Annotated in this window: 17 protein-coding genes and 1 tRNA gene; 7 read left to right on the plus strand and 11 right to left on the minus strand. The window is 63.0% G+C overall.

The window, feature by feature from the left end; genetic code table 11:
• Position 1: 1 nt before the first annotated feature.
• From JAB6_RS29905 to JAB6_RS25765, 4 genes are all read left to right on the plus strand, one after another.
• The gene (locus JAB6_RS29905; RefSeq protein WP_070305479.1) at positions 2 to 3166 is read left to right on the plus strand and encodes a S8 family serine peptidase; all 3165 of its coding nucleotides are present in this window, start codon (positions 2 to 4) and stop codon (positions 3164 to 3166) included.
• 121 nt (positions 3167 to 3287) lie between these two features.
• Positions 3288 to 3941, plus strand: a complete 654-nt coding sequence (locus JAB6_RS25755) for an AIM24 family protein (protein ID WP_083293003.1) — start codon at positions 3288 to 3290, stop codon at positions 3939 to 3941.
• A 17-nt stretch (positions 3942 to 3958) separates the two neighbouring features.
• The gene (locus tag JAB6_RS25760) at positions 3959 to 4600 is read left to right on the plus strand and encodes an AIM24 family protein (RefSeq protein WP_070305480.1); all 642 of its coding nucleotides are present in this window, start codon (positions 3959 to 3961) and stop codon (positions 4598 to 4600) included.
• A gap of 3 nt (positions 4601 to 4603) precedes the next feature.
• The gene (locus JAB6_RS25765) at positions 4604 to 5341 is read left to right on the plus strand and encodes an AIM24 family protein (RefSeq protein WP_034753505.1); all 738 of its coding nucleotides are present in this window, start codon (positions 4604 to 4606) and stop codon (positions 5339 to 5341) included.
• Between the two features lie 6 nt (positions 5342 to 5347).
• Here the strand turns inward: JAB6_RS25765 and JAB6_RS25770 are convergent, their stop codons facing one another.
• Complete coding sequence (locus tag JAB6_RS25770) at positions 5348 to 6145, minus strand: enoyl-CoA hydratase (protein WP_070305481.1); 798 nt, start codon at positions 6143 to 6145, stop codon at positions 5348 to 5350.
• Positions 6146 to 6187: 42 nt separating this feature from the next.
• Positions 6188 to 6817 carry a head GIN domain-containing protein gene (locus tag JAB6_RS25775; RefSeq protein ID WP_070305483.1) on the minus strand — a complete coding sequence of 210 codons (630 nt, stop codon included), beginning with the start codon at positions 6815 to 6817 and terminating at the stop codon, positions 6188 to 6190.
• A gap of 175 nt (positions 6818 to 6992) precedes the next feature.
• Between JAB6_RS25775 and JAB6_RS25780 the strand changes: the two genes are divergently transcribed.
• Positions 6993 to 7550: a flavin reductase family protein gene (locus JAB6_RS25780; RefSeq protein ID WP_070305484.1), complete on the plus strand. Its 558-nt coding sequence runs from the start codon at positions 6993 to 6995 to the stop codon at positions 7548 to 7550.
• A gap of 60 nt (positions 7551 to 7610) precedes the next feature.
• On the opposite strand, the gene gdhA is transcribed toward JAB6_RS25780, so the two are convergent.
• From gdhA to JAB6_RS25820, 8 genes are all read right to left on the minus strand, one after another.
• Entirely contained in the window at positions 7611 to 8954 is a 1344-nt protein-coding gene (gdhA, locus tag JAB6_RS25785; protein WP_070305486.1) for an NADP-specific glutamate dehydrogenase, read from the minus strand.
• A gap of 213 nt (positions 8955 to 9167) precedes the next feature.
• Entirely contained in the window at positions 9168 to 10415 is a 1248-nt protein-coding gene (locus tag JAB6_RS25790; RefSeq protein ID WP_070305488.1) for a DUF819 domain-containing protein, read from the minus strand.
• 183 nt (positions 10416 to 10598) lie between these two features.
• Positions 10599 to 11960 carry a tRNA 5-hydroxyuridine modification protein YegQ gene (yegQ, locus tag JAB6_RS25795; protein WP_070305489.1) on the minus strand — a complete coding sequence of 454 codons (1362 nt, stop codon included), beginning with the start codon at positions 11958 to 11960 and terminating at the stop codon, positions 10599 to 10601.
• Between the two features lie 176 nt (positions 11961 to 12136).
• Positions 12137 to 12382 carry a DUF1059 domain-containing protein gene (locus tag JAB6_RS25800; RefSeq protein WP_070305491.1) on the minus strand — a complete coding sequence of 82 codons (246 nt, stop codon included), beginning with the start codon at positions 12380 to 12382 and terminating at the stop codon, positions 12137 to 12139.
• A 66-nt stretch (positions 12383 to 12448) separates the two neighbouring features.
• Entirely contained in the window at positions 12449 to 14803 is a 2355-nt protein-coding gene (locus JAB6_RS25805) for an acyl-CoA dehydrogenase (protein WP_083293005.1), read from the minus strand.
• A gap of 123 nt (positions 14804 to 14926) precedes the next feature.
• Positions 14927 to 15259: a hypothetical protein gene (locus JAB6_RS29910; protein WP_070305493.1), complete on the minus strand. Its 333-nt coding sequence runs from the start codon at positions 15257 to 15259 to the stop codon at positions 14927 to 14929.
• A gap of 321 nt (positions 15260 to 15580) precedes the next feature.
• On the minus strand, positions 15581 to 18283 hold the full coding sequence (locus JAB6_RS25815; RefSeq protein ID WP_139143500.1) for a PKD domain-containing protein: 2703 nt from the start codon (positions 18281 to 18283) through the stop codon (positions 15581 to 15583).
• Positions 18284 to 18572: 289 nt separating this feature from the next.
• Positions 18573 to 18648: transfer RNA gene (locus JAB6_RS25820), tRNA-Phe, on the minus strand.
• Positions 18649 to 18767: 119 nt separating this feature from the next.
• Between JAB6_RS25820 and JAB6_RS25825 the strand changes: the two genes are divergently transcribed.
• Positions 18768 to 19538 (plus strand): hypothetical protein, encoded by a 771-nt coding sequence (locus JAB6_RS25825; RefSeq protein WP_070305497.1) that lies wholly within the window; start codon positions 18768 to 18770, stop codon positions 19536 to 19538.
• A gap of 20 nt (positions 19539 to 19558) precedes the next feature.
• On the opposite strand, the gene JAB6_RS25830 is transcribed toward JAB6_RS25825, so the two are convergent.
• A complete protein-coding gene (locus JAB6_RS25830) occupies positions 19559 to 19999 on the minus strand; it encodes a hypothetical protein (RefSeq protein ID WP_070305499.1) in 441 nt (146 codons plus the stop codon).
• A gap of 220 nt (positions 20000 to 20219) precedes the next feature.
• On the opposite strand from JAB6_RS25830, the gene JAB6_RS25835 reads away from it, so the two are divergent.
• Positions 20220 to 21203 carry a cytochrome-c peroxidase gene (locus JAB6_RS25835; protein WP_254671801.1) on the plus strand — a complete coding sequence of 328 codons (984 nt, stop codon included), beginning with the start codon at positions 20220 to 20222 and terminating at the stop codon, positions 21201 to 21203.
• Positions 21204 to 21232 lie beyond the last annotated feature (29 nt).

A 21232-nucleotide genomic window follows, 5' to 3' on the forward strand; every position in this document is an offset into this window, starting at 1 on the left:
GATGAAACTACGTCCCGTCTCTCTCGGCATCCTCCTGCTGGCCGCCAGCCTGGCGCAAGCGGCGCAGGCGCAGGAACGCCGCTCCTACATCGTGCAGCTGGTCGACAAGCCGGCCGCCACCTACACGGGCCAGGTCGACGGCCTGGCCGCCACCAAGCCGGCCCCGGGCGCACGCATCAACGTGGGCGCCGCCGATGTGCAGGCCTACCTGAGCTACCTCGACACCAAGCAGGCCGCCGTGGCCGGCACCGTCAGCGCGGCGGAAATCACGCACCAGTACAGCGTCGTCTTCAACGGCTTTTCCGCCTTGCTGACGGACGATGAAGTGCGGGCCCTGAAGAAAAACAGCGGCGTGGCCAGCATCAGCGCCGACTCCATCCTGCAGCTCGACACCAGCTACACGCCCACCTTCCTGGGCCTGGACAAGCCGGGCGGCCTGTGGGAACAACTGGGCGGCAAGACGCACGCGGGCGAAGACATCATCATCGGCATCGTCGACAGCGGCATCTGGCCCGAGAACACGGCCTTTGCCGACCGCCTCGACGAGAACGGCGTGCCCAGCCACAGCGGCAGCAATGTCGTGTACGGCGCGCCACCGGCCAGCTGGCAGGGTACTTGCCAGACGGGCGAAGGATTCTCCGCCGAGAATTGCAACAACAAGCTGATCGGCGCGCGCTACTACCGCGCTTCCACGTCGGCGCTGCACTGGACGGAATTCCTGTCGCCGCGCGATTCCGTCGCTGGCCTGACGGGGCACGGCGGCCATGGCACGCATACGGCGTCCACGGCCGGCGGCAACAATGGCGCCCTGGCCACCTCGAACGGCGTGTCGCTGGGCAAGGCCTCGGGCATGGCGCCGCGTGCCCGCATCGCCGCCTATAAAGTCTGCTGGACGGCCGCATCGACGGGCCGCAACGGTTGCGCCACGGCCGACAGCGTGGCCGCCATCGATCAGGCCGTCAAGGATGGCGTCAACGTCATCAACTTCTCCATCGGCCCGAACGCGGGCGGCGGCGCCTTCGACGAGCCGACGGAAGTCGCCTTCCTCGGCGCGGCGGCGGCCGGCGTGTTTGTCGCCACGTCGGGCGGCAATTCCGGCCCATCCACGCCGGCGCCCGACGTGCCGGCGCCTGTCTCGCACATCAGCCCTTGGCTGGCGACGGTGGCCAATTCCACGCACAACCGCTTGTATGCGGGCAATGTCATCCTCAGCAACGGCACCAGGCTGGAAGGCGCATCGAGCAATGCGAAGACGCCGGCGCTGCCGCTGATCCGCTCGCGCGATGCTGGCCTGGCCGGCGTGCTGCCGACGGACCTCAATTTGCTGCGCTGCTTCGGCGGGGCCGATGCCACCTCCGCTTATCTGGACCCGGCGAAAGTGGCGGGCAAGATACTCGTGTGCGACCGCGGCGGCAACGTGCTGGTCAACAAGAGCGCGAATGCCAGGACGGCGGGCGCGGCGGGCGTGGTCATCGCCAACGTGGCCGGTGGCGCCAACACCATCATCAACCAGGCGCACACGCTGTCGACCGTGCACTTGGCGCAGGCGCAGGGCGACGCGCTGAAGGCTTTCATGGCGTCCAATCCGGACGGCACGGCGGCATTGGGTGAAATCCACACGATCGCCGACACGACGGTGCAGGCGCCGATCGTCAGCGACCGTTCCTCGCGCGGACCGAACGTGGCCAACGCGAACATCCTGAAACCGGACATGTCGGCGCCCGGCACCAACATCCTCGCCGGCGTGACGGCCGACCTGACGCCGGCGCAGCGTGATGCCGTGGCCGCTGGCGGCGCGGCGCCTGTGGCGGAATGGGATTTCTATTCCGGCACCTCGATGGCAAGCCCGCACGTGGCCGGCGTGGCGGCACTGCTCAAGCAGCAGCATCCGGGCTGGTCGCCCGCGGCCATCAAGTCGGCGCTGATGACGACGGCCTTCAGCACGTATCCCGATGGCTTGAACGGTTCCGTGTCGTGGGATGCGACGGCGAAGAACTCGGGCCAGCTGCCATGGGGCCAGGGCGCCGGCCACATAGCACCGAACAGCGCGGCCGATCCCGGCCTCGTGTACGACGTGTCGGAAATCGACTATGCGCGCTTCCTGTGCGGCCTGAACCTGAAGGTCTACAGTCCCGCCACCTGCCAGGCCGTCGGCACCATTCCTGCCTACAACCTGAACCTGGCGTCGCTGACGGCGGCCAACGTGCTGGGCACGCAGGTGCTGACGCGCACGGTGACCAACGTGGGCGCCAGCAGTGCCGTCTACAACGTCTCGGCCAGCCTGCCCGGCTACACGGTGGCGGTGACGCCAACGAGCCTGAGCCTGGCGCCGGGCGCCAAGGGCCAATACCAGGTCAAGTTGACGCGCACGACGGCGCCGGCCAATACCTGGACCTACGGCGCCCTGAGCTGGACGGATGGCACGCACACGGTGCGCAGCCCGCTGACGGCGCGCGGCACGTCGCTGGCCGCCATTCCGCTGGTCAGCAGCGAAGCGGCCACGGGCAGCAAGGTGCTGACCCTGGGCACGGGCTTCACGGGTGCGCTGGTCGGCGTCAAGTCGGGTCTCGTCGAAGCCGTGCGCCAGACGCGCACGATTGGCCAGGCGGTGACGGGCGCCGCCGCATCGGCTGCCTGCAAGGCGGGCGGCGCGACGGGTGTGAACGTGCACAACGTGGTGATCCCGGCCGGCACCCTGGCGGCGCGCTTTGCCACCTACGATACGGAAACGACGGGCGGTGCGAATACCGACATGGACATGGAGGTCTACAACGCCGCCAATGTGCTGGTCGGCAGCAGCGGCAATGAAAGTTCCAATGAGCAGGTGGAACTGCGCCTGCCCGCCGCCGGCACCTACAAGGTGTGCGTGATCGGTTTTGCGCCGCAAAACGGCCAGGCCGACTACACCTTGTCGTCGTGGGTGCTGGCGCCGGGCTTGAACAACGGCAGCTTCAAGGCGCTGATGCCGGGCACGGCCTTCATGGGCGGCACCGCGTCTGTCTCGCTGAGCTGGTCCAACCTGGCCGAAGGCAAGCGCCACCTGGGCGCCGTCGGCTACCAGGTCGCTGGCGTGGTGCAGGGCGTGACGGTGGTCGAGGTCAATACCAATGATCCCGTGCCGCTGTTCCAGAACGCGCGCGGCGCCAAGCCGGTGCTGGCCGAGTAAACCGTTGCAGATGTCAGCGCAAGGCGTGCCTCCGGGCACGCCTTTTTTTTAACGCAGACCCCTGTTCGGGAGGAATAGCACTTGCATGGCGGTAACGCCCCCGGTATCTTGTCGGATAGCCATGGCTTTGTGGCCTGGCATTCTTGGGGAGTCGCGCGTGACCAGTTTCCGCACCAATACCGACCGCCTGCTGGAAGTGCGCCTGCAGGATGAAAAAGTGCTGACGATTGCCGGCGCGATGGTCGCCTATACGGGCGCCATCAAATTTGAAAAGTCCCTGCTCGGCGGCGAGGGCCTCTTCGGCGCGCTCAAGCGCAAGGTGACGAACGAAGGCATGCAGGTGATGCAGGCCTCTGGCACCGGCACGGTGTTTTTCGCGCAGAATGCGGCCGAGATCACCGTCATGGCGCTGGCCGGCGAAAAGTTGACCATCGAAAGCAGCAGCCTGCTGGCCTACGACACGAGCCTGAAGACGGGCACCAGCTTTGCGGGCTTGCGCGGCGCCAGCTCGGGCCAGGGCCTGTTTTCCACCACCGTCGAAGGCAACGGCAACCTGGCCGTCATTTCGCGCGGCAACCTGATCATGCTGGAAGTGACGCCCACGCATCCGCTGCGCGTGGACCCGGACGCCTTCGTCGGCTTCAAGGGCGACATCCGCCAGGAATTCGTTTTCGACGTCAACTGGCGCACGATGATCGGCCAGAGCTCGGGCGAATCGTACCAGCACAAATTCACAGGCCAGGGCGTGGTGTTCATCCAGCCCGCCGAACGTTAAGTTAGCGAGGACCCGCGATGCCTGTCTATCAGCAGATCAATGAAAAGATGCTCGAGGTCAAACTCGGCAATGAAGAAGTGTTCGCGCGCAAGGGCGCCATGGTGTCGTACCAGGGCGACGTGGCGTTCAGCCGCTCCTTCCTGGCTGGCCAGGGCGTGCAAAGCCTGGCCATGCGCGCCGTCACGAACGAAGGCTACGCCATGATGTCGGCGCGTGGCACGGGCAGCGTGTTTTACGCGCAAGGCGGCCTGTTCGTCACCATCGTCCCCGTGCGCGGCGAAACGTTTTACGTGGAAAGCGATTCCCTGCTGGCCTTCGATGCGCGCTTGACGGCCGGTACCATGTTCCTCGGCAACCAGGGCGGCGTGCAGGGTGTGGTGCGCGGCATGGCTACGGGCCAGGGCTTGTTTACCACCACCTTGCAAGGCACGGGCGACGTGGCGATTTTGTCGGATGGTAATGCCATCGGCTTGCCCGTCACGCCGGACGTGCCCGTCTTTGTCGATCCGCAAGCGTATATCGGCCACACGGGGCAGCTGAGCTCGACCATCGTCACGGACTTGAACTGGAAAACCTTCGTCGGCCAGGCGTCCGGCGAATCGTACCAGGTGAAGTTCACGGGCCAGGGCACGGTCTACATCCAAGCGAGCGAAAGGTAAGCCATGACGATTTACACTCCCGATACCTTGCCGAAGAACGATAACCTGAACCGTTTTTCGTATGTCATCGACGTCAAGGAACAGATCTTCATTCGCAAGGGCAAGATGATCGCCTTCTATGGCGAACTGCGCTTCGAAGCCATGGGCAGCAGCGTGCTCGACCTGATCGTGCGCAATGCCTTCAATGCGCCGAAATACATCCACCACTTTGTCGTCGCGCAAGGGCAAGGCCAATTGATCCTGGGCGACAACGGCAACGACCTGGCCTGCTACGACCTCGATAACGCCAACATGACCATCCGCGCGAAAAACCTGCTGGGTTTTACGAAGGATGTGATTTGCCAGGAATCGACCTTGCCCGGCTATCTGACCATGATAGGCACGGGTAAAGTGATCGCCTCGTCGAACGGCCCCGTGCATTTCCTCGAGTTGCCATGCCGCGTGGACGAGCAGGCCGTGCTGGGCTGGGCCGATTGCCCCAGTCCTTCGTATCACTACGATTACGCCCACGTGCAGGGCTGGGCCTCGGCCGCCGGCGCGCTCACGGGCTTTACCCTGTCGGGCGAGGAAAAGCAGATCGACTTCACGGGCGCCGGCACGGTGCTGGTGCAGTCGTCCGAGCTGGACGTGACGGGCAGCTCGGCCCTGGCCAACCTGCTGGCGCAATTGCCGATGCTGGGCAAGGAAGACCTGGGGACCTTGAGCTTGTCCGTGCAGCAGCAGATGAAGCAGGAGCGTTAAGTTATATTACGGCCGCGCCCAGTTGGGCGGCCGCTTTTCCAAGAAGGCGGTGACGCCTTCTTCCGCATCCTCTTCCATCATGTTGCGCGCCATCACGTCGCCCGCATACGCGTACGCGTCGTCCAGCGGCAGCTGGCGCTGCCGGTAGAACATCTGCTTGCCGTAGCGGATGGCCGTCGGGCTTTTCGCCATGATCTGCTGCGCCAGGCGCGCCACGGCCTCGTCGAGCGCCGCGTCGGCCACCGTTTCATTGATCAGGCCCCAGTCGGCGGCCGTGTCGGCGTCGATGAAGCGCCCCGTCACCAGCATGTCGAAGGCCCGCTTGGGCGACACATTGCGCGACAGGGCGACCGATGGCGTGGCGCAGAACAGGCCTACGTTGATGCCGGAGACGGCAAAACGGGCGGAGGCGCCCGCCACGGCCAGGTCGCAGCTGGCGACCAATTGGCAGCCGGCCGCCGTGGCGATGCCGTGCACGCGGGCAATCACGGGCACGGGCAAGGTTTGAATGGCTTGCATCACGCGCGAGCATTGCGCGAACAGGATTTGATAATATGCAAGCTGGCGCGTGGCCTGCATCTGGCGCAAATCGTGGCCCGCGCAAAAGGCTTTGCCTTCGGCGGCCAGCACCACGCAGCGCACGTGCGGCTGCTGCGCGATCGTGTCGAACGCTTCCTGCAGCGCGGCCAGCATGGCTTCGGACAGGGCATTGAATTGCAGCGGGCGGTTCAGCCGCAGGGTGACGAGGCCATCGTGCTCCTCGCGCAGTACCAGCGGCGCTTCGGTATCATGTGTTGCGGTCATGCGGTCTCCAGTGGCCTGATGGCCTTGTTGTTCTAGGAAGTCTTATTTTGCGGCATTGACGCTGCCGATGCCGGCGATCGATTTGTGCACGATCTTCGGCTTGCCGTAGTAGGTCAGTTCGCCCATGCCGCGCACCACGGCGTTCAGCTCGCCCGAGGAATACACCTTGACGGAGCCGATGCCTTCGAAATTCACATCGACGTTTTTCGCCAGCAAGGCTTTCGTATCGACCTCGCCCACGCCTTGCGCCTTCAGGCGCAGCCAGTCGACCTGGCCATCGGCGGCCAGGCGGCCCGCGCCCTTGTAGCTGATGTCGACTCGTGGGCCATTGAGCTTGGTGAGGATTTTTTCGCCCGCGCCTTCCGCGATCAGCTTGCGCAAGGTGGGCATGGTGATGATGATGCGCGGATCGCCCTCGGTCTTCTTGATGTCCTTGTCCTTCATGGAAATTTTCAGCTCGCCATCGACCACTTCCGTGATGACGCCGCTGAGGAATTTCTGGTCGCCGCGCAGCAGCAGGCTTTGCTCCTTGCCCGATTCCACTTCGATGCTGATGGGGCCGCGGATGTCGATGGCGTTGAAGGCGGCTACCGTGCGGGTTTGCTCGTCGGCATGTGCGAGGGTCGAGAGGCAGGCGAGGGACAGGACTGACAACAGGAACAGAGGACGCATGGCGGTTTCCTTGAGTAGTTGATCAGTGTATTCTATGTTGCAACATCTCCAAGGGGGAGAAATTTGCGTTGAACGGCACAAATCGCGGTGCCGATAACACGCCGCGGCCGGCCAGCCGCGCGCCCGGCAAGGCGCCGTTGGTCTATGCTATGGCGTACCGCGTCCTGGAGACCAGATGAAAAATTACCACAAAGAAGATTATCCCGTCGCCGATATCCGGCGCTTCCTCGAACCGGGGCCGGTGGTGCTCGTCAGTTCAACCTGGCAGGGCGAAAGCGACGTCATGACCATGGCCTGGCACATGCTGATGGAATTCACGCCATCGTTGCTGGGCTGCTTTATTTCCGACGCGAACCATAGCTATGAAATGATCAAGCGCAGCATGGAGTGCGTGATCAACCTGCCCACGGCCGACATGGTCGACCAGGTGGTCGCCATCGGCAATTGCAGCGGTGAAGACACGGACAAGTTCACGGCCTTCGGCCTGACACCGCAACCAGCCGACCTGGTGGGCGCGCCCCTGATCGCCGAATGCTACGCCAACTTCGAATGCAAGCTGGCCCAGGTGGCGGGCAATCCGAAAGGCAGCTTCTTCATCTTCGAATGCGTGAAAGCCCACGTGGCCACCTCGCCCAAGCTGCCGGAAACGTTACATTACCGCGGCAACGGCGAGTTCATGGTGTCGGGCCGGACCATCAGCCGCAAGAGCCTGATGAAGCCGGAAATGTCGTAGGTCGGCGTAGGTCGGATTAGGCGCAAGGCGCCGTAATCCGACACCACCGTTGGCCGATGATTAAATCACGCCCTGCGCCAGCATCGCATCGGCCACTTTCACGAAACCGGCGATATTGGCGCCATCGACATAGCTGACCGTGCCATCGGCGCGCGTGCCGTATTGCTTGCACGCGGCGTGGATGCCTTGCATGATCTGCAGCAAACGCGCGTCGACTTCCTCGCGCGGCCAAGAAATTCGGGCCGCGTTCTGGCTCATTTCCAGGCCGGACGTGGCCACGCCGCCCGCATTGCTGGCCTTGCCTGGCGCGTACAGCACGCCGGCCGCCTCGAAGGCCTTGGCTGCCTCGATGGTGGTCGGCATGTTGGCGCCCTCGGCCACGCATTGCACGCCGTTGGCGATCAAGGTGCGCGCGTCGTCGATATGCAATTCATTTTGCGTGGCGCAGGGCAGGGCGATGTCGACCGGCACATGCCATGGCGACACGCCCGCTTCGAAGCGCACGCCCGTGCGCGCGGCGTAGTCGCTGACCCTGCCATACAAATGGTTCTTGACCTCCATCAGGATGGCCAGCTTTTCCGGGGTAAAGCCTTCCTCGTCGATGACGGTGCCGCTCGAATCGGAGACGGTGATGACTTTCGCGCCCATCGCCATGGCTTTTTCCACAGCGTACTGCGCCACGTTGCCCGAGCCGGACACGGACACGCGCATGCCTTCGAACGAGCGGCCCCGCGTTTTCAGCATTTCCTGTGCAAAATATACGGTGCCGTAGCCCGTCGCTTCCGGGCGCATCAGCGAGCCGCCGAAGCTGGCGCCCTTGCCCGTAAACACGCAGTCGGCGCGGTTGCTGAGCTTTTTCATCATGCCTGCCATATAGCCCACTTCGCGCCCGCCCACGCCGATGTCGCCGGCCGGCACGTCCGTGTCCGAACCCACGTGGCGGAAGAGTTCGCTCACGAAGGCCTGGCAGAAACGCATCACTTCGCCCGGGCTCTTGCCCTTTGGATCGAAGTCGGAACCGCCCTTGCCACCGCCCATGGGCAAGGTCGTCAGCGCATTCTTGAACGTCTGCTCGAAAGCGAGGAATTTCAGCACGGACAAGGTCACGGAAGGGTGGAAGCGAATGCCGCCCTTGTACGGTCCGATGGCCATGCTGTGCTGGATGCGGTAGCCGCGGTTGACTTGCACCTGCCCGTGGTCATCGACCCACGACACGCGGAACATCACCACGCGCTCCGGCTCGATCAAGCGTTCCAGCAAGCCTTGTTCCGCGTATTTCGGGTGCTGTTCCAGGAACGGCCACAAGCTCTCCATGACTTCGGTGACGGCTTGCAGAAACTCGGGTTGACCTGGATTGCGTGCGGCGACATGCTGGACATACTCGTGAGCAGATGCGTATTTCATCAGAATTCCATGGAGGTAATCGGTTATTTGGGAAACTATCATCGCAGATTTCGCACAAAAATGGTGCGGAAATTTGGTTTTGAGGGGTTTCTGCTACATTGTGGGGATTTTTTGGGATGCTGCGGCCGATGCGAGCCGTAAACGACAACGCCAGCCCGAAGGCTGGCGTTGTCGTCATTCTTGCGTGCCTGGCTGGACAAGCCAGGACAGGGATCACCCCGCCATGCCGCGCAAGATCAAGCCCGTGATGTAGGCGCCGTAGGTGCCCAGCGCGTAGCCGAGCACGGCCAGCAGGACGCCAACGGGGGCCAGGGATGGGTGGAAGGCGCTGGCGATGACGGGGGCCGAGGCGGCGCCGCCGATGTTCGCTTGCGATCCCACGGCCATGAAAAACAGGGGCGCGCGGATCAGCTTGGCGACGAGCAGCATCAGGCCGCCATGCACGGCGATCCAGATCAGGCCCAGCAGGAACAAAAACGGTTTGTCGAACAGGGCTTTCAAGTCCATGTGCATGCCGATGGTTGCCACCAGCACGTACAGCATGGCCGAGCCGATGGTCGAGGCGCCCGCGCCTTCCAGGCTGCGCGCCCGGGTAAAACTGAGCAGCAGGCCGAAGGTGGTGGCGAGCACGACGATCCAGAAGAAGTTCGACGTCAGGCTGTAATCCTGCAAGCGCCATGCGGCGGGCAGGGTGCTGATCCAGCCGATGATGGGGCCGGCCAGGAAGTGCGACAGGCCCGTCACGCCCAGGCCTACGCCGAGGATGATCATGATGTCGGTCAGGTTGGCGATGCGCGCGTGCTGGGCGCGGTAGCTTTCGATGCTGTTCTTGAGCGCGTTGATGGCGGATAAGTCCGCGCCGGTCCAGCGGTCGAAGGCGCCCGCGCGGCCGGCCAGGAACAGCAGCACGGCCGTCCAGACGTTGGCCACCAGCACGTCGACGGCGACGAACTGGCCAAACAGCGTCGCATCCACTTCAAACACTTCCTTCATGGCCGCCTGGTTGGCGCCGCCGCCTATCCACGAGCCGGCCACGGTGGTCATGCCGCGCCAGGTGTCGCCGGCCACCGTTTCCGGGTGGATCAAACGCAAGGCTTCGAACGAGACGAGGGCGCCCAGCATGACGCCCAGGGTGCCCGTCAAAAACATGATGATGGCCTTGGGACCGAGGCGGATGATGCCGCCGAAATCGATGGCCACGCACAGCAGCACCAGCGCGCTGGGCAGCAGATAGTCGCGCGCCACGGCGTACAGGCCGGACGCGTTGCCGTCGATGATGCCGAACGTGTTGAGCAACGCCGGGATCAAATAGCACATCAGCAGCGACGGGATATACGTGTAGAACTTTTTCCAGAAGCCGTCTGGGCGGGAAGCGCTCCAGAAGACGGCTCCCAGGGTCATGGCGAGCAGGCCGAGGACGACGGCGTCATTGGTGATCAGGGCGGGTGTGGCAGGTGGCATCGGGGATTCCGGTGAACGTGTCAGGGACGCACGGGATGCCGATAAGGCCCCCGGGCGCGGGTGGCCGTATCGTATAGCAATGTTGAAGCCTAAACAAATTATTTAGGTAGTGCCAGCCGGAATTTTTCTTGTCAAATCAAACACTTGTAGACTGCTTCGCTACCCCGCGCAGCAGACTGGCGGTTACAAATAACGGGCCAGCAAGGCCTTGTCGAGAGCGCCGTCAAGTTCGATGCGCACGAAGTGGCCGCTGCCGGGCGCCACCTGGATTTCGCTGCCGTCATCGCTGAGCATGCGGGTAATGGTGACGTCGCGGTTGCCGCCCGGATGCACGGCCTCGATGCGGTCGCCCACGGCGAAGCGGTTTTTCACTTCCACCCTGGCCCAGCCGTCCGCCACGCCCAGCACGTCGCCCACGTATTGGCTGCGGTCCGCCTCGGACGCGCCGCGCATGTAGTTCTGGTGCGCCTGCGTGTGGTGGCGCTGGTAAAAGCCGTCCGTGTAGCCGCGGTTGGCCAGGCCTTGCAGCTGGCCCAGGAGGCTGATATCGAAAGGGCGGCCCGCGACGGCGTCATCGATGGCCTGGCGGTAGACTTGCGCCGTGCGCGCCGCGTAGTACAGCGACTTGGTGCGGCCCTCGACCTTCAGCGAATCGACGCCGATTCTCACCAGGCGCTCGATATGCTCGACGGCGCGCAAGTCCTTCGAATTCATGATGTAGGTGCCGTGCTCGTCTTCGAGTATCGGCATCAGCTGGCCCGGGCGCTGGGCTTCTTCAATCAGATAGGGCTGGTCGGCCAGCGGGTGGCGCGGCTGCTGGTGCAGGGCGGAAAACGCATTGTTGTCCGCCTCGGCCAGCGCCTGGTGAAATTCCAGCGGCACCACCTGCATGCCGCCCAGGTCGCCGCTGGCGTCTTCGGACGCGTTTTTCACCTTGTAATCCCAGCGGCAGGAATTCGTGCACGTGCCCTGGTTCGGGTCGCGGTGGTTGAAATAACCGGACAGCAGGCAACGGCCTGAATAGGCGATGCACAGCGCGCCGTGGACGAAGACCTCGAGCTCCATTTCCGGGCAGCGCTGGCGGATTTCCTCGATCTCGTCGAGCGACAGTTCGCGCGACAGGATCACGCGCGTCAAGCCCATGCGGTGCCAGAACTTGACGTCGGCCCAGTTGACGGCGTTCGCCTGCACGGACAGGTGTACGGGGACGTCCGGCCACTTGTCGCGCACCATCATGATGAGGCCCGGATCGGCCATGATCAGCGCGTCGGGGCGCATGGCGATCACCGGTTCCATGTCGCGCAAATACGTTTTCAGCTTGGCGTTGTGGGCGAAGATATTGCTGGCGACAAAGAATTGCTTGCCGCGCGCATGGGCGCCATCGATGCCTTCCTGCAAGGCTTGCAAGGTCGAAAAATCGTTATTGCGCACGCGCAAGCTGTAGCGTGGCTGGCCCGCGTAGACGGCGTCGGCGCCAAAGTCGAAGGCGGCGTGCATCTTGGCCAGGGAGCCGGCAGGCAGGAGGAGTTCGGGAGCGTGGCGCATGGAGGATGGGCAAAGGCGGCGATCTTATGCTGGCTGGCCGCATATTGCATTGCCTTGGATCAAGGGATTGATATCCGCTGCCGGGGTGCTCAGGCGTCAGGCGTTCAAGCCTGTGTGTCCCTGGTGCCGCTCGTGCCGGGCTTGCGCTTTCAGAAACCGGCGCAAGCCCTGGCCGGCTAGTGCGCATGCGCGGTCCCGCTGTTGCCGGCCTGTCCCGTCATGGGCAGGTGTTCGGGCGGCATGCCGTCCTTGAACAGTTGACGCAATTGCTGGCGCAGTTCCGGCGTGTCGTGGTGATGGTGTACCGAGACCGCGTGCTCCACGGCAATCCCCAATAGCTCTTCCTCGCTGTCGGCCGAGATGGCCACCGAACAATGCGTGTCGCTTGGGAATTCCCGGCAATCGATGAATTTGCGCGTCATGATCGACTCCTTTCCGAAAAGAGCGGGCACAGCACCCGCTCAATTCAGTATAGGCCGCAATCCGGCTCAGGCTGCGCGGCTGTTGATATCGGCCCCGTGCGCCTGCAAGTGTGTTGGCTGCGCCGCAGCGGGCGCAAAATCGTCGACCTGTATCAAGCCGTCGACCAGGCGCGCATAGTCGAGCAAGGTGTTGTGCTCCTGGCAGCTGACCGAACCCGCCGCCTTGGCTGCGGCCAGCCACTGCTGCATGGCGGACAGGCTTTGCGGCAGGTGCCGCAGGGCCGCGCCTTCGGGCGTGTCTTTCAGGCGTTTTTCGATGTGCAGGATGTCGGGCAGCAGGGTCAGGGCCCGCTCGGCGCAGGCCACGGGGTCGTTGCTGTCGTTGGCCACATAAGCGTCGGCCAGCAGGCGTTCGCGGTCGGCGCCCGGCGTTTGCAGGGCCAGCGCCACCTCGCTGCCCAGTTCGTCGGATGGCGGGCGGTGGGGCAAGCCAAACGGGAACAGCAAGGTGCGCAGCAGCGCCGCCAGCACGCGCGCGGGGAAATTGTCGAGCACGCCCGTCAAGCCCTGCTGCGCCTTGACCAGCGCATCTTGCAGCGACCAGTGCACATAGGGCAGGTCGGCCTCGGGCCGGCCATCATCCTCGTAGCGCTTCAGCACGGACGACGCCAGGTACAGCTGCGCCAGCACGTCGCCCAAGCGGGCGGACAGCCGCTCGCGGCGCTTGAGTTCGCCACCGAGCACGAACATCGACATATCCGTCATGACGGCAAACGCCGTCGACAACCGCGTCAGGGCGCGGTAGTAGGGCGTCAGTACAGGCGCGCCGGCATCGGGCACGGCCGCCAGGCGCGCGCCGCCCAGCCCGTACCACAATCCCCTGGCCAGGTTGCCCAGCACAAAGCCGACATGGCCAAAGAAGGCCGCATCGAAATCGCGCAAGGCCTTGCGGCCGTCGCTTTCGCTGACGGCAGCCATTTCCCTGAGCACATACGGATGCGCGCGGATGGCGCCCTGGCCAAAGATGATCAGGCTGCGTGTGAGGATGTTGGCCCCTTCGACCGTGATCGCGATGGGGATTTGCTGGTAGGCGCTGGCGAGGAAATTGTTGGGGCCGATGCAGATGCCCTTGCCGCCGAGAATATCCATGCCGTCATTGACGAGCGCGCGGCCCCGTTCCGTGACGTGGTATTTAACGATGGCGGAAATGACGGCCGGCTTTTCGCCCAGGTCGACGGCGTGCGCGGCCAGGGTGCGCGCCGCATCCATCAGGTACAGGTTGGCGCCCATGCGGGCCAGCGCTTCCTGCACCCCCTCGAATTTGCCGATCGGCATGTTGAACTGGCGCCGCACGGCCGCATACGCGCCAGTGCCGCGCACGGCCATCTTGCCCATGCCCACGCTGGACGAGGGCAGCGAAATGGCGCGCCCAGCCGCCAGGCACTCCATCAGCATGCGCCAGCCTTTGCCCACTTGCGCCTGGCCACCGATGACCCAGTCGATGGGGATGAACACATCGTTGCCCGACGTGGGGCCGTTCTGGAAAGCGGCGTTCAATGGATGGTGGCGGCGCCCGATCACGACGCCGTCGTGGCTGGCGGGGATCAGCGCGCAAGTGATGCCCGGCGCATCGTTGTCGGACAGCAGATGATCGGGGTCGCTGGTCTGGAATGCCAGGCCCAGCAAGGTTGCCACGGGCGCCAGGGTGATGTAGCGCTTGTTCCACGTGAGGCGGAAACCCAGGGTAGGGCGTCCTTCATGCATGCCCATGCAAACCACGCCCAGGTCGGGAATGGCGGCCGCGTCGGAGCCCGCATACGGACTGGTCAGGGCAAAGCAGGGAATCTCGGTGCCGTTGGCCAGGCGCGGCAGATAATGGTTTTTCTGTGCTTCGGTGCCGTAGTGCAACAGCAGTTCGGCCGGCCCCAGCGAATTGGGCACCATCACGGTCACGGCCAGCGCCGAGCAGCGGCTCGACAGCTTCATCACCACTTGCGAATGCATGTAGGCGGAGAATTGCTTGCCGCCATATTGCTTCGGGATAATCATGCCGAGGAAACCTTGCGCCTTCATGTAGTCCCAGGCTGGGCGCGGCAAATCCTGCGCCTGCTGCGTTTCCCAGTCGTTGACCAGTTCGCACAGCCGCTCGACATCGTGATCGAGAAAATGGCGCTCCTCGGCTGTGAGCGTGGCGCGTCCATAGCGCAGCAGCTTGGGCCAGTCGGGCTTGCCGGAAAACAGGTCCGCATCCCACCACGTGGTACCGGCCTCGAGCGCGTCGCGCTCCGTGTCGGACATCGTCGGCAAGATGCGCTTGAACAGGGCCAGCAGGTGTGGGGTAATCAGGGCGCGGCGCACGGGGCCGGGCGCGAACAGTACAACCAGGCCCAGCAGGGCCACCACCAGTATGATCGTCAGCATGCGATATCTCCCTGTTATATGACAACAGGATAGGCCGAGATGGCGAATGTTACTGTGCGGTACAGCGCATACGCACAACGCCAACCGGATGGGTTGGCGTTGTGGTGTCCGGAGTAAAGCGTATTAACGTTGTGGAACGACAATCACCGTGTCGCCCGTCTTACCTTTGGCGCCGTCGTCGCCCTTGGCACCATCGTTGCCTTGTGCTCCAGTGGCGCCCTTGGCGCCGTCATATCCGGCGGCACCGCTGTCGCCGGTCTGTCCCGTGGCGCCGGTGGCACCGGTCGCGCCGGCAGGGGCTTCAGCGCCCGTGGCACCCGTCGCGCCGGCAGGACCAGGCGCGCCGGCAGGGCCGGGAACGACTTGTACGACGGTGGGTGCGGGTGGTGCTTCGCGCTGGCAAGCCGTCAGGGCAAGGGTAGAGGCGAGCGCGAGCAATATCAGGGTAGTTTTCATGATGCATCCTTTGGCAGTGTGCCGTAATGTACGGAACGGCTCGACGGCGTCGGGCGCGAGTTTCGCATGGCGGTGTAGCGGGGAGAACTGGCCAGGTGGCCGTTGCGCCGTGTCGCGCAGGGCGCTGGCGGCGGGAAGGGTGTGTGGTCTGCCTGCAGCATGGGCTCTTGGGCCGCTGCAGTCCGTACGTTTGCGTACACAGCGGTGGGGCGGGAGAGATTTTGTGCAAAGAAAAACAAAAAGCCAACCCGAAGGTTGGCTGAGGATGTTCAAAGCGGGCTGGCAGCTCCCTGATTGATCGTCTGGTGCTGCCTGGCGTGTTTATTTAACGGTGAAACTTTTGTCGTAGCCACCATTCGTACTTGTATATCCTAATGTGTCACGGAACGCTGTCCAGCCAACCACCCATTGCCCCGCTTTGGCGCCTGCGGGTATCGTCACCGTTGAACTGAACGTAGCATGCTTCGCGTCGCCGGATGCCAGCACCCATTTGCTGTCGATGCGTGTTCCGCCGATATCGGCGATGTTGTACCAATAGGGATTGGGCAGGACGTTGAGATTGATCCCGGTGGCATCTGTCACGATGACGGTGGTCGTCACCAGTTGACTTGTCTGGGAGACATCAACGGTGGTGGGATTGACGGTGATGGCTGAAACGGCGGGACCCGATGTGTCGCCGAGTCCATTACTTTGCACGGTGAAACTCTTTTCGTAGCCGCCATTCGTACTCGTATATCCTAATGTGTCACGGAACGCTGTCCAGCCAACCGTCCAGGAGCCGGCTTTGGCGCCTGTGGGTATCGTCACCGTTGAACTGAACGTAGCATGCTTCGCGTCGCCGGAGGCCAGCATCCATTTGCTGTCGATGCGGGTGCCGCCGATATCGGCGACGTTGTACCAATAGGGATTGGGCAGGGCGTTGAGATTGACCCCGGTGGCATCTGTCACGGTCACCGTGGCCGTCACCAGTTGGCTTGCCTGCGAGACGTCAACGGTGGTGGGATTGACGGTGATGGCTGAAACGGCGGGGCCCGACGTGTCGCTGAGTTCATTACTTTGCACGGTGAAACTCTTTTCGTAGCCGCCATTCGTACTCGTATATCCTAATGTGTCACGGAACGCTGTCCAGCCAACCGTCCAGGAGCCGGCTTTGGCGCCTGTGGGTATCGTCACCGTTGAACTGAACGTAGCATGCTTCGCGTCGCCGGAGGCCAGCATCCATTTGCTGTCGATGCGGGTGCCGCCGATATCGGCGACGTTGTACCAATAGGGATTGGGCAGGGCGTTGAGATTGACCCCGGTGGCATCTGTCACGGTCACCGTGGCCGTCACCAGTTGGCTTGCCTGCGAGACGTCAACGGTGGTGGGATTGACGGTGATGGCTGAAACGGCGGGGCCCGACGTGTCGCTGAGTTCATTACTTTGCACGGTGAAACTCTTTTCGTAGCCGCCATTCGTACTCGTATATCCTAATGTGTCACGGAACGCTGTCCAGCCAACCGTCCAGGAGCCGGCTTTGGCGCCTGCGGGGATCGTCACCGTCGAACTGAAGGTGGCATGCTTCGCGTCGCCGTAGGCCAGCACCCATTTGCTATCGATGCGGGTGCCGCCGATATCGGCGATGCTGTGCCAATAGGGGTGGGGCAGGGCGTTGAGATTGATTCCGGTGGCATCTGTCACGGTCACCGTGGCCGTCACGCGTTGGCTTGCCTGCGAGACGTTGACGGTGGCGGGGGTGACAGTGATGACTGACACGGAGGGTCCCGATGTGTCGACGGCACTGGCGCTGACAGTGACCGTTGCATCCGCACTGCTCGCTTTGCCATCGTTGACGATGAGCTTGGCGACATACAAGCCGGAGGCATCGGCGGTAAAGCTGGTCCTGGCTGCGCTGGCAGAGGACAAGGTGGCCGTACTGTTCGCCGGTTTTTCCGTCAGCATCCAGGCAAACGTCAAGACATCGCCATTGGCATCCGAGCTAGCGCTGCCATCGAGCTCGACCACGCTGCCGGACAAGACATTTTGCGCGTAGCCTGCGTTCGCAACCGGCGCCGCATTGGCTACACTGGCCGTGATGCTGACCGCCGCGGCGTTGCTGCTGACCTTGCCGTCGTTGACGATGACGCTGGCGACATAGGTGCCAGCCACATCCGCCGTAAAAGTGGGCCTGGCGGAGGTCGGCGACAACAAGCTTGCCGTGCTGCCTGCCGGTTTGGATTGCAGGGTCCATGCATAGCTGAGTGTACGGCCGGCATAGGCCGAGCTGGCGCTGGCATCGAGGGTAACGACAGTGCCCGTTACCACGCTTTGTGCCGGCCCGGCCTGGGCGACAGGGGGGACTGCGGCAATATCGGCGATGACTTGCTTGATGGTGTCTGGATTGCTGATCTTGGCCAGCGCGGTCACGACCTGGGTAAGCTGGGCGGCATTGATTTTTATTCTGAGCGCATCGAGAACCCTGTCCTGTGCATCGCCGCCGGCGGGGTTGCCTTGCGTCGCCGCTTTCAAGGGCGTGGAAAGGAAATCAGCGAGCGGGGTCGTGTCGACGACACCGCTCAGTACCGCAGCCACGTCGGCCTGCGCCGCTTTCACCGCAGTGCTATTGATCTTGCTGCCGGCAATAGTGGAGTCAAACGCGGCAAAGAAGACCGCGGGTTCGTTACCCAATACCCGCGCCGTCAGCATTTCGGTCAGTGGCGTGATGTTGGCAGTGGCGGCGTTGCCGCTTCCCAGCACGAGCGTGTGTAATTTCGAACCATCAGCCGGATCGGTGATCTGGAGCAGGCACGGTAGTTGGCCACCGGCGGCGGCAAGGCTGTAGCTGCCGTCGGCCAGCGACGTGGCGTTGCCTGTGCCCGTCTGGCATTTGGCAGTAATCATGGCGCCAGCAATTGCTTTCCCCGTTGCGGCAGTGCCGTTGACGGTTAATTTTGCCGGGTTAGCAGGGGCCGGTGAGGAGCTGCTACCACCGCCACCGCATGCAACGAGCATGCACGAACCAAGCATAATTGCCAAAGTCTTCATCGAATATATCCATTTTCAATTTTTAAAGTGATGCCATGTGGCGTCACGTTCAAACGGCCAAGCTCTTGCCGAAGTCAGTCTGTTAAGGGAAATTATATATCTTTAAGCAATATTTTATGCCTTGAAATTGAAGGCTATGCACTTGAAGGGGCGTAGGGATGTATTTTTTCATGTGGCTCGCAGCGTTGCGCGGCTTGCAGCGTGACTGGCGACAGGCTGGACGCGAGCAATTCAGCAAACAAAAAAGCCAACCCGAAGGTTGGCTTTTTGCTATGTGCGGCTGAATTCTTGGTGGCCCGGGGCGGAATCGAACCACCGACACAAGGATTTTCAATCCTCTGCTCTACCGACTGAGCTACCAGGCCAAGGCGGCGAATTATAGCAGAAAGACTTTCTACCTGACCAGAGCTAGCTGTGTTCAAATGCAACAGATGGCCAAAACATGGTGTTTTGGCATCCTTGTATGACCCGAAGGGATGTGGCGATGCAGCGACGTATTGGAGTGCAGGGCCTGGCGGTGGCGGGCTTGTTCAGTTTGTTTTGCGGCGCGGCGCGCGCCGACGGGTTGGCCGATTTGACTGCGGCGCTGGCCCGATTGCAGGGCCAGATGCCGATCAAGGCGCAGGTGGAATCGAAAAGCTGGCGCCGCGAGGGCGAGGGCAAGGCGGCGGAAGAGGATAGCGGCCAGGCGACCGTCACTGTCGAAGGCGGGCCGGCAGGCTTGCAAGTGCTCTACGGCAAGGATTTGCTGGCGAAAGTGGAGGCCGAGCAGCGCGCCAGGGTGAAAGATCCGAAGGTGAAGACGCCGATCGGCTTTGCGCTGGGAGAAATGAAGGCGACGGAGTTGCGTTCCATGGTGTCGGCCGCGGACGCCTTGTCGCGCGAGATCGAGGAAGCCGTGTTCAGCGGCGAGAAGATGGATAGCTACAAGGGCAAGCCGGCGCGTCTGCTCAGCTTTACTTTGTCGCTCGACAAGGTGCCTGAGAAAGACCGCAAGTATGTGAAGAAGTTCGAAGGCGGCATCGAGGTGTGGATCGCCGCGGACGGCACGCCGCTGGCCAGCCATTTCCACTTTGACGTGAGCGGGCGCGCCTTTGTCGTCGTCAGCTTTACGCAAAAGTCGGACGAGACGCGCCAGTATGGCGTCAGCGGCGACCATTTATTGTTGCTGCGCAAGGAGAGCAAGAACACCACCTCAGGCGCGGGCGAGAGGGTGGAGAGCAAGATCGTCAAGACCTTGCAATTGCAGTCCTGACGTGTTGCCGAATCATTTCATTACATGGCGGCGCTGCCACCCATGGCGCTCTTTTGCAGCACGCAGCGTCCCGCTTCGCAGGTGGCGCCCGGGTCCGTGACGATGGAGCAGGTCGACATCATGCCGTCCGCTTGCTGCTGCTTGCGGCTGGCCTCGGCTTGCGCCTGGGCCAGGGCCTTGAGTTTCTTGCCGTCATTGCCCTTGCCGGACCAGGCCAGGTAGCGCTCGGGGCCGCCGCAAGCCTTGGCGCCGATGGCGATGGTTTGACATTGCTGGGTGGAATCGCAGGCGGCGGTGCCCACTTCCGCCTGGATTTGCGCCAGCAAGCCGGCATTGCCGGGGGCGGGCGGCGCATCATCTTGCGTGGGGGCACTGCCGCAGGCACTGGCGGCCAGCAGCAGGAAGCTGGCGCACGTGGCGCGCAACAGTGGCAACAGGGTTGGGTAGGTAGGCGTTTTCATGCCGTCATCATGTGCCACGCTTGCGTAAATGGCAAGCGCGATTCGCACTTGGCCAGAACCTTGATCCCGGTCATTTTCATTATCAACCCGTCAAAGTTAATATAAATCAACATCCAATCAGCGATGTACGGGTGGCGACCGGGCCGGCGCGCTGCATTCCCGCGCTGGCGCGCGCCGCCGATTCGGGAATGTTTCCAGGAGTTAGACTATGCGCCGCACCATGTCCCCCTTCCTTTTCATCGCCAGCCTCGCTCTCAGTGGCGCGCTGCACGCCGCCAGCAAGGAGCCGATCCAGCCGATTACTGCCGCCAAGGTGGCCAATCCAGCCATGGTCGAGCTGGGCAAGAAACTGTTTTTCGACCCGCGCCTGTCGCGCTCGGGATTTATTTCCTGCAACAGCTGCCATAACCTGAGCATGGGCGGCACGGACAATATCAAGACCTCGATCGGCCACAACTGGCAGCGCGGACCCATCAATTCGCCCACCGTGCTCAATGCCAGCATGAACGTGGCGCAATTCTGGGATGGCCGCGCCAAGGATTTGCAGGAGCAGGCGGGCGGCCCCATCGCCAATCCGGGCGAGATGGCTTTTACGCACGAGCTGGCCATCGACGTGCTGGCCTCGATTCCCGCTTACCGCGCGGAGTTCAGACAAGTGTTTGGCCAGGACAAGCTGTCCATCGAGCAAGTCACGCGCGCCATCGCCGCCTTTGAAGATGTGCTGGTGACGCCCGGTTCGTGCTTCGACCAATGGCTGTCGGGCAAGAAAAGCGCGTTGACGAAAGACGAACTGGCCGGCTACCAGCTGTTCAAATCGAGCGGCTGCATCGCCTGTCATAACGGTCCCGCCGTGGGCGGCAACACTTTCCAGAAGATGGGCGTGGTGGAACCGTACAAGACGGCGATGACGGCTGAAGGGCGCTCGGCCGTGACGGGCAAGGATGCGGACCGCTTCAATTTCAAGGTGCCGACCCTGCGCAACGTGGAGCTGACGTATCCGTACTTCCACGATGGCGAAGCGGCGACCCTGACGCAGGCCGTCGACGTGATGGGCCGCTTGCAGCTGGGCCGCACGTTTACGCCCGACGAAAACGCCAAACTGGTGGCTTTCCTGAAAACCCTGACGGGCAAGCAGCCGCACATCGTGCTGCCGATCTTGCCGCCATCGTCGGATACGACGCCACGGCCGGTGCCGTTTGACTGAGTGAGTGTGGTGTCGGATTACGCCCTTGC

The sequence above is a fragment of the Janthinobacterium sp. HH104 genome, assembly GCF_001758715.1.
GTDB lineage: Bacteria > Pseudomonadota > Gammaproteobacteria > Burkholderiales > Burkholderiaceae_D > Janthinobacterium > Janthinobacterium aestuarii.